The sequence below is a fragment of the Paenisporosarcina sp. P4_E4_2 genome, assembly GCF_056401595.1.
Genome location: NZ_JBFUJC010000115.1, coordinates 1 through 8791, shown reverse-complemented (window position 1 = coordinate 8791; position 8791 = coordinate 1). Strand labels below are relative to the sequence as shown.

General features: G+C 39.2%; 7 protein-coding genes. 6 read left to right on the top strand and 1 reads right to left on the bottom strand.

Annotated features, from left to right (window positions below):
* Positions 1 to 424 precede the first annotated feature (424 nt).
* Positions 425 to 1117, top strand: a complete 693-nt coding sequence (locus tag AC1DSB_RS09935; protein WP_477530781.1) for a response regulator transcription factor — start codon at positions 425 to 427, stop codon at positions 1115 to 1117.
* 154 nt (positions 1118 to 1271) lie between these two features.
* Positions 1272 to 3470, top strand: coding sequence for a sensor histidine kinase (locus AC1DSB_RS09930; protein ID WP_477530892.1), 2199 nt, complete (start codon positions 1272 to 1274; stop codon positions 3468 to 3470).
* 91 nt (positions 3471 to 3561) lie between these two features.
* On the opposite strand, the gene AC1DSB_RS09925 is transcribed toward AC1DSB_RS09930, so the two are convergent.
* The gene (locus AC1DSB_RS09925; RefSeq protein WP_477530782.1) at positions 3562 to 4212 is read right to left on the bottom strand and encodes a CPBP family intramembrane glutamic endopeptidase; all 651 of its coding nucleotides are present in this window, start codon (positions 4210 to 4212) and stop codon (positions 3562 to 3564) included.
* 97 nt (positions 4213 to 4309) lie between these two features.
* On the opposite strand from AC1DSB_RS09925, the gene AC1DSB_RS09920 reads away from it, so the two are divergent.
* From AC1DSB_RS09920 to AC1DSB_RS09905, 4 genes are all read left to right on the top strand, one after another.
* Positions 4310 to 5332 (top strand): potassium channel family protein, encoded by a 1023-nt coding sequence (locus AC1DSB_RS09920; protein WP_477586625.1) that lies wholly within the window; start codon positions 4310 to 4312, stop codon positions 5330 to 5332.
* Between the two features lie 54 nt (positions 5333 to 5386).
* On the top strand, positions 5387 to 7159 hold the full coding sequence (locus tag AC1DSB_RS09915; protein WP_477530784.1) for a mechanosensitive ion channel: 1773 nt from the start codon (positions 5387 to 5389) through the stop codon (positions 7157 to 7159).
* Between the two features lie 123 nt (positions 7160 to 7282).
* Positions 7283 to 7441 (top strand): plastocyanin/azurin family copper-binding protein, encoded by a 159-nt coding sequence (locus AC1DSB_RS09910; protein ID WP_477586623.1) that lies wholly within the window; start codon positions 7283 to 7285, stop codon positions 7439 to 7441.
* An 84-nt stretch (positions 7442 to 7525) separates the two neighbouring features.
* Complete coding sequence (locus AC1DSB_RS09905; RefSeq protein WP_016428407.1) at positions 7526 to 7996, top strand: DinB family protein; 471 nt, start codon at positions 7526 to 7528, stop codon at positions 7994 to 7996.
* The last annotated feature ends 795 nt before the right edge of the window (positions 7997 to 8791 follow it).

The window sequence follows — 8791 nt, the reverse complement described above, 5'->3', positions numbered from 1 at the left end:
AGTTTTGAGTGTCTTTATCGTAGGGGAAGTATTAAGCCCCGTTTCATGGGTTGGCGTTTTACTATTGCTCGGAGGAATTATTGTTCTTACGTTCAGTGGAAGAAAACGAGCAAAGTATATTAGGTAAATGAAAGTGTCTCTTTAACCAGAGGCACTTTTTTAGTGTTTTATTTGGGAATATATGGGCTAAACGGAATAAAAGGTTGTTGATGCCGAGTAAATCTAGATTGATGCCCATTAATATGCATTTGAAGCGGATTAAATCTCAGTTGATGCCGATTAAATAGCATATAAAGCCAAATAAAATCAAACGAAAGAAAATCCACGATGTTTTCTTAAGAAATTCTTCATTTTTATCCTCATAGTTTGTTAAGAATTGGCAGATATAATTGGTATCATAAGAAGTAGAGATGAGGTGCAACGGATGACACAATTTACGGTTCTTGTAACGGATGATGACCAGGATATTCGGGATGGAATTGAGATTTACCTGAAAAATGAAGGGTACAGCGTATTGAAAGCAGCAGATGGGCTGGAAGCATTGACGCTGCTTGAAAAGAATGAAATTCATTTAATCATTCTCGATATTATGATGCCAAATATGGACGGCATACAAGCAACATTCAAAATTCGCTCAGAGCGCAACATTCCGATCATTATGCTGAGTGCCAAAGCGGAAGACTCAGATAAAATTCACGGATTATCTGTGGGGGCAGACGACTATGTAACGAAGCCATTTCATCCGATGGAACTAATGGCTCGTGTGAAATCACAGTTGCGTCGATACGTCCATCTCGGTACGTTCAAGGAACAGAATGCCACAGTGGCAATCGGTGGACTTGCACTGGATATGGAAGCTAAATTAGTGACGCTCGATGGGGAAACCGTCAAATTGACTCCAATCGAATACAAAATTACCGAATTGCTGATGACCAATGCCGGTCGAGTGTTTTCTATCGGGGAAATTTATGAGCGTGTCTGGAACGAACCCGCGTACAATGCCGAAAATATCGTTGCTGTACACATTAGAAAAATTCGGGAAAAAATTGAAACGAATCCGAAAAATCCGCGATATGTAAAGGTGGTGTGGGGCATTGGCTACAAGATCGAAAAGTAAGGTATCCCATTGGTTATCCATTGTAGCTGTCGCATTAGCCATGCTCAGTCTCATGTATTGTTATTCCTTTGTTGCTCAACTAATAGATGACAACTTTTCCTCGAATAGGATGTTTGTGCAATTGACCCGCATGTTAAAAGGAGGCGTCTAAGTGATGAAAAGAACAACATGGCTTTTTTATGGACTTGTCAGCCTAACAATATTGGCGATTATTACATTTACTTCACACGGTCAAAAATACTTGGGTAAAGATTTTAAAGAATCCGATCATTTTCACATGATTGTTGAGTCCCAAATGAATGAAGTCTATCCAACATTAATCAACAGGTTTGACGTGAAAAAAGAAATTAAGAATCTTGAAGTGACTGAAAATGAAATTGAAGAATACCGTACGTATTACGGTTCCCAAATGGATCAAATCCGTGACGTTCGTTATCAATACGAAGGTTTAATTGAGGAAGCGACATCATTGTCGGAAGAGGAAATGATGTCGGAATTAGTGAGTGAGCGAGATGAGAAAATCGCAGAAATCCGCAAAAACTTTGCCGATGATGAAGTGGTGCGAACTAAAATCATGGAAGCGAAAAAGCAGGCATTGGAAGAATATGATCGAAAGATCTCCAACTCACTCCCGCTTATGAAGGCACTGCAACGGCAAATGGCCTATGAACTGACCAATTTGGAAACAGGTGAACACTACTCTTTTGGTGATGTCAAAGACGCAGATACAATTAAGAAAGAATACAGTTCAAAAACCGGTTTTCTTCGTCTTTCAAATGTGAATCAAAATTATATGAATGTGGAAGATGGGGAATTGAAATCTTTATCGATCTTTTACATTATGAATATGATCGAAGACCAGGACAGCCAGTTTTCCGGAACAGTCGCTATACCAAAAACGACTAATCTAGCTTCTGAGCATATGCAGGGTCTGACCAACTTCAATCAAAACAAAGCCTACTTTTACTCTCTTTGGATGTTGGGGCTGATCGCACTTGGAGGAGCCATATGGTTATTTAGCAAAAGGAAGGCCGAAGTACTTTCTTCCCCAACACATCTTTTCATTCGGGAACGAAAATTGGAGATTCGCTTATTGTTAATCTTCATTCCGTTGGTTTTAGCCTTTGCTTTCTCAACGATAGTTTCGGATCAATTGAGCTATTACGAGTATTATTATTCCAATCTTAGATTTGCTGCATATGCAGGCATGATGGTGTTGTTATTCGTTGTCTTCCTGACGTTGACACTCATTCAGGCAGTGTGGTTGTTTAAAGATAGCAGGAAAAATGGAATTAGAACGATGTGGGAAAAAAGCATCCTTAAAAAATGGGTTTTGACAATCCAGGACTTGTTCCTTAACCGTCGACTGGGTACTCAGATTCTTTTGATTTTGTTGGTGGTCTTCTTGGCGGGATTAGGTCTTGCGGGTATCTTTGTTGTTCCAGAGTTGCTGATTATATATGTACCACTATTTATGTTTGTTTTGATGCCTTCGTTGTATTTATTGTTGAAGCGAGTCGCTGCTTACAATAAACTCGCATTAGCGACTGAACAAATGGCAAAAGGACATCAAATTGCAGATATACGCATTGGTGGGAAATCAGTTATGGCCAAACATGCCAAACATTTGAACATGCTTCGTGAAGGCGTGAGGACGTCGCAATCAGAGCAAGCGAAAAGTGAAAGGTTAAAAACCGAACTGATTACAAACGTCAGCCATGATTTGCGAACACCTCTGACATCGATTATTACCTATACGGATTTACTGAAAAAAGTGGATTTAACAGATGAAGAACGTCTATCGTACGTCGCGATTTTAGATCGTAAATCTCAGAGATTGAAAACATTGATAGAGGACTTGTTCGAAGTTTCTAAAATGGCTAGTGGCAATGTGGAGCTTCATAAGCAACGAGTGGATTTAACCCAGTTGATGCAACAAGCTCTTGCAGAACACGAAGAAGACATTCAAGCGGCAGGCCATGATTTCCGCGTAACTGCGCCAGAAAATCCTCTACACGCTTTTGTTGACGGACAGAAATGGTGGAGATTGCTGGATAATTTGATTGTGAATGCCCTCAAGTATACGTTGCCCGGCACACGCGTATATGTGACATTAAAACAAGTAGATGGCTATGCACAATTTGTTGTGAAAAACGTGACTAAATATGAACTTGGTGAAAATGTGGATGAATTGTTTGAACGCTTCAAACGAGCCGATACTTCCCGTCACACGGAAGGATCCGGACTTGGATTGGCTATTGCGCAGTCTATTGTCGATTTACACGGAGGCTCAATGCGAATTGAAGTCGATGGGGATTTATTCAAGGTCACTGTATCTATAAAAACTGATTAACGAAACGTGAGGGATTTGATTCCCTCACGTTTTTTTATTGAAAAGTTCGCGGGAAGTGAGCATATTCCCTTTTTTTATAAGATAGCAGAGTCTAATTGAAATAAAACATATAAATACCGATAAGCAATACACCTATATCCGCAAATATATGAATGATCCAAGAAGGATAAATGGTCCCGCTTTTTTCATTAATCCATTGGAATATCAGACCACCAATAAAGAGACCGGCTACTGCCAAGATTAAAATTGGCCAATCGAACCACGGCAGGAAAATCGCAATGTGGTAAATAGCGAAAAAGAGGCTCGGCAGGAACCACTTCAACTTGGAATCTCTTAATAAATCCACAAGTATGCCGCGAAAGAAAAATTCCTCCAAAAAAGAATTGCCTAACAATATGTAAACTGCGACAAAAGGAAATACTGAAGCTGTTACTCCAACCCGAGTTTCTAAGTCTATTTGTAACGCAACCAAGTCGATTGAATCATTTAACAACATGAATGCACTTAAGACAGTACCTGCAACCACTATCCCTAATCCGAATGCCAGATAAATACTCTTTTTTTGTGTTTTTCTTATTTGAAGAAATTCAAATTTATATCCTCTTAATAAAAGTACAGGGAATACTACGAAAACCATTACTTTTGCAAGTGTTTTCCATACATAGGATACTTCAAGTCCTTGTTCAATCCACAGTAGAAAGAAGATAGATATCAAGGAAAAGATAACAGTCCACTTTTTCATATAATTTCCACCTCACTAAATGGACGAAATTCGTGTTAAAAGGTTTGCGAGAGGGTAAAAGTATAGGCAATAACAATAAAAATGAGCAGGTGAATTAATGAATACATCCAAATGGATGGACTTACGAATTCGTTTCCGACATATACTTTTTGCCATAATCGGCTTGATTGTATTAATCGCTGTGGCAACAGCCGGCTTCATGGCATTGGAAAACCTCAAATTATTCGATGMTTTTTATTTGACCATCATTTCTCTGATGACGGTGGGTTATGGAGACATTGTTCCCGAGACAAAAGCAGGGCAAAAGTTTGCTTTATTACTGATTCCCCTTGGTGTGGCTTTTGTCACTTACGCAATGGGGGCTGTCGCTTCTTATTTCATTGAACATCAACTTTCAGTAAAGGTGTGGAATAAACGAATGGAACATGCTATTAAAAGTTTGGAAGATCATATCGTCGTATGCGGGTTGGGTCGAGTGGGAAGACAGGTTTACGAGCAGTTAAAAGAAGAGGATGTCCCAGTCGTCTATATTCATGACTCCGAAGAAGAAATATTGGACTATTTGGCGGATGGAACACTTCGCATTGTTGGAAGTCCGTTGCAGGAAAATATCCTGAAAGAAGCTAATGTGGCAAAAGCACGAGGCTTGATTGCGACGTTACCGAGTGATTCAGACAATGTGTTTATCACCATCAAGGCTAAAGCTTTAAATGAAAAGATTGAAGTAGTTGCTCGCGCAGAAAATGCAGGCTCCGAAGAAGTATTATTGCGTGCTGGTGCCAGTCGAGTAATAAACCCTTCTACTATTGGTGGCCGGGAATTGGTGAGTTCTGTATTGCGCCCAGAAAGTACAGATTTAGTCAATTTACTCATTCATACAAAAGAAAAGAAACAATCATTGGAAGAAGTGACGCTTGAGGAAGYGTGTACTTACATTGGAAAATCCCTGAAAGATTCTGCGATTCGAAACGAGATGGGCGTGACGGTTTTGGCCATCCGCCGAGGTGAAGAACTCATAAGCAACCCATCGGCTGATGAAGTATTGGAAAAACAGGATGTACTGATTATTTACGGGGAGAAAGATGCGAGTGAAGCGTTTAAAAAGAAATGCAAAGGGTAAATGAAGATTGTCATGAAAGACAAATAATTTTGAAATTTCAAAGGAGGACACGCTATGATGGATCGTTACTATTGGAGAGATACTCTCTCATTTTTACCAGAACTTTTGCTAGCTTTATTGGTATTATTAATAGGGTTTTTCGTGGCAAAGTTCTTAGAAAATCTTACTTACAAAATGTTACGCAAAGCTCGTGTTAATGAGCGATTAGGAAATAAAAACGAAAAATGGACAGTAGAAAAGATTATCAGTAAAGTTGTCTTCTTCGTCGTGCTGATTCTAGCCTTTGTATTATTCTTCAATATTCTAAACTTGAATGCTATGGCAATGCCGTTTGTTTCCATGTATTCAGGCTTAACAGGTGCTTTCCTTAACATTTTGAAAGCCGGTTTAATCTTATTATTTGCTTGGGTCTTAGCAACAGTTGTTAAGAAAGTCATTCAAATGGCTGGCAACAAGCTGAACCTGAACAAATATGTTGCGAAAACAGGTATGGAACCAAATCCTGCCGATCAAGCTAAATGGACTGATACAGCAGCTAACGTTGCTTATTATCTTATTTTCTTACTCTTCATTCCAGCGGTACTAAATGCTCTTGGAATTGATGGATTAAGTGGACCGTTTGAAGGAATGCTTGCTAGCTTCTTCAACTTTATTCCTAAGCTAGTATCTGCGGCAGTTGTATTCTTTATTGGTTGGTTTGTTGCGAAACTAGTTCGTAATTTACTAGAGAAGTTTTTACAATCAGCAGGTGCAGACCGCTTGGCAGATCGCTTGAACATTTCTTCTTTCTTTGAAGGGACAAGTATTTCCAATGTTGTAGGAATAATCGCGTTTATTCTAATCATGATTCCAGTATCCATTACTGCTCTTGAAATTTTAGATTTAGACGGAATTTCTGGTCCCGCAGTCGGTATGTTGAACGACATTTTGGCAATGTTGCCGAAAATCGCAATTGCTATCATTCTAGTATTGGTGGGAATTGTTGCAGCTAAATGGGTAAAAGACATTGTGGTTTCATTGCTAGAAAAATTGGGTGTCAATTCAATTTACGGTAAAATGGGCTTCAAATCAGGTGCTGGTTCAGCTCCATCTTTCGCTTCTCTACTTGGTACAGTCGTACAAGTAATTATTATCTTATTGTTTGTTGTAGAAGCTTTACAACTACTTGAACTAGAATTTATGGTTACATTAGCAACTGGTATTTTTGCATACTTGCCATCAGTAATCGCTGCAATCATCATTTTGGCAGTTGGTTTCTGGTTAGCAAATATGGCAGAACAATTAGTAGGCGGTGTGATGAGTCATTCTTCAGGAACACCACACGCATTACGATATGTTGCCAAATATGCAATTCTTGCATTCGCATTCTTTATGGCTCTAGATCAGTTGGGCATTGCAGCTTCGATTATTAACTCTGCGTTTATCCTAATCTTAGGCGGCGTGGCATTAGCATTCGGTCTGGCATTTGGTTTAGGCGGACGCGAACATGCAGCTCGTTATTTAAGTAAGATGGAAAAGAGTTTGCAAGATGCTGAAGTGTCAAAAGAAAACTATAAAGCTGAAAAAGAAACAATTAAAGAATCATTGAAAGAATCTTTCCAACCCGAGAAAAATAAAGAACAAAGTTTACGTGGGTTTACACCACATGTAGATGAAGTGAATCCTACTAACCCAGTGGAACCAGTTGATGAAGGATTTAACACGCCTTCACCGCATGAAGTTTATCCATACGATGAAACTCCTCCAAATGAAGGATCTTCATTCAACAAGGACGCTCATGATAGCTGGAACAGCACGAAACCAAAAGATGATCCATTTCGACCTTAAGTATTAAAACAGCAACTCCATAATAGGAGTTGCTGTTTTTTTCATAAATAGAGAGACGATGTTGGACCCAAGACCTTAACTGGAGAGTTCTCGGTTTACTGAGAACCGTATCCGGTGATGAAAATGAAAGTGAATGTGGAAGAGGACGCTTCAAATTCCGTGGAAGTCAAACTCGATATTACCGATTACGCTTTTAGTGAAGAAAGCATTACCATCTCTCCTGGAACAGTCATTACGTGGACAAATCAGGATTCCGCCCAACATAATGTGGCGTTTGAATAAAACATGGTATTGAATTTTTTTTGTTTCCTTTTGTAATAGATTCAGCTACGCTTAATTGATACTGAATCTAAAAGGGGTAATGACATGGAGACATTAGGTCAATTAAACTTTGCACGAATTTATACGCAAGGGCATTTGCAATCAGTAAAGGATGAACAATGGGATATCCAACCTGAAGGGTTTCACAATACAATCCGTTGGCACGTCGGTCATATTTTTGTATCGATGGAAAATTTAGTTCATCGTGGATTGCCTGAATATGAGGTTGTTCATCCTGAATGGGCTAAGTTATTTGGATCTGGAACAAAGCCATCTGATTGGACAGATGCCCCACCAACGAACGAGCAATTGCTGAGTGCTTTGGCAGAACAACCTGCTAGAGTCAAAGAATTCCTGACTGGAAAACTAGATCAACAAATGCCAGATGTAATGTCCTTAGGAAAATTCCATGACATGGCAACGGTTGAGGCAGTTATTCAATTTGCTATCTGGCATGAAGGGGTTCACGCAGGCATCATTTTTGCATTGAATAAAGTGACGGCCGTATCGGAGTAATTAAAGCATAGAAGAGGTGACTTTGACAGAAACAATGTCAAAGTCATTTTTTTTGCGCGTTCAAATTGTGTGGAAAAGATGAATTTTTGAAATGAGAGTACGAATTCTAGATAAAGTTTAGTGAAATGTAGATATCGCTTGCCGAAATGTAGATAAACCATCGTGAAATCTCGATAACGACTCGCGAAATGTAGATATCACCAAAAAAATGTGGCCAGTTGGGATACCAACTGCCACCATCACAAGCGCGTTCAAATTGTGTGGAAAAGATGAATTTTTGAAATGAGAGCACGAATTCTAGATAAAGTTTAGTGAAATGTAGATATCGCTTGCCGAAATATAGATAAACCATCGTGAAATCTCGATAACGACTCGCGAAATGGAGATATCACCAAAAAATGTGGCCAGTTGGGAAACCAACTGCCACCATCACAAGCGCGTTCAAATTGTGTGGAAAAGATGAATTTTTGAAATGAGAGTACGAATTCTAGATATAGTTTAGTGAAATGTAGATATCGCTTGCCGAAATGTAGATAAACCATCGTGAAATCTCGATAACGACTCGCGAAATGGAGATATCACCAAAAAAATGTGGCCAGTTGGGAAACCAACTGCCACCATCACAAGCGCGTTCAAATTGTGTAAAAAAGATGAATTTTTGAAATGAGAGTACGAATTCTAGATTAAGTTTAGTGAAATGTAGATATCGCTTGTCGAAATGTAGATAAACCATCGTGAAATCTCGATAACGACTCGCGAAATGGAGATATCACCAAAAAAATGTGGCCAGATATC

Bases quoted from the DNA above. Each gene is read 5' to 3' on its own strand.
- AC1DSB_RS09935 (WP_477530781.1), top strand. From the start codon at position 425: ATGACACAATTTACGGTTCTTGTAACGGATGATGACCAGGATATTCGG.
- AC1DSB_RS09930 (WP_477530892.1), top strand. From the start codon at position 1,272: ATGAAAAGAACAACATGGCTTTTTTATGGACTTGTCAGCCTAACAATA.
- AC1DSB_RS09925 (WP_477530782.1), bottom strand. From the start codon at position 4,212: ATGAAAAAGTGGACTGTTATCTTTTCCTTGATATCTATCTTCTTTCTA.
- AC1DSB_RS09915 (WP_477530784.1), top strand. From the start codon at position 5,387: ATGATGGATCGTTACTATTGGAGAGATACTCTCTCATTTTTACCAGAA.
- AC1DSB_RS09910 (WP_477586623.1), top strand. From the start codon at position 7,283: ATGAAAGTGAATGTGGAAGAGGACGCTTCAAATTCCGTGGAAGTCAAA.
- AC1DSB_RS09905 (WP_016428407.1), top strand. From the start codon at position 7,526: ATGGAGACATTAGGTCAATTAAACTTTGCACGAATTTATACGCAAGGG.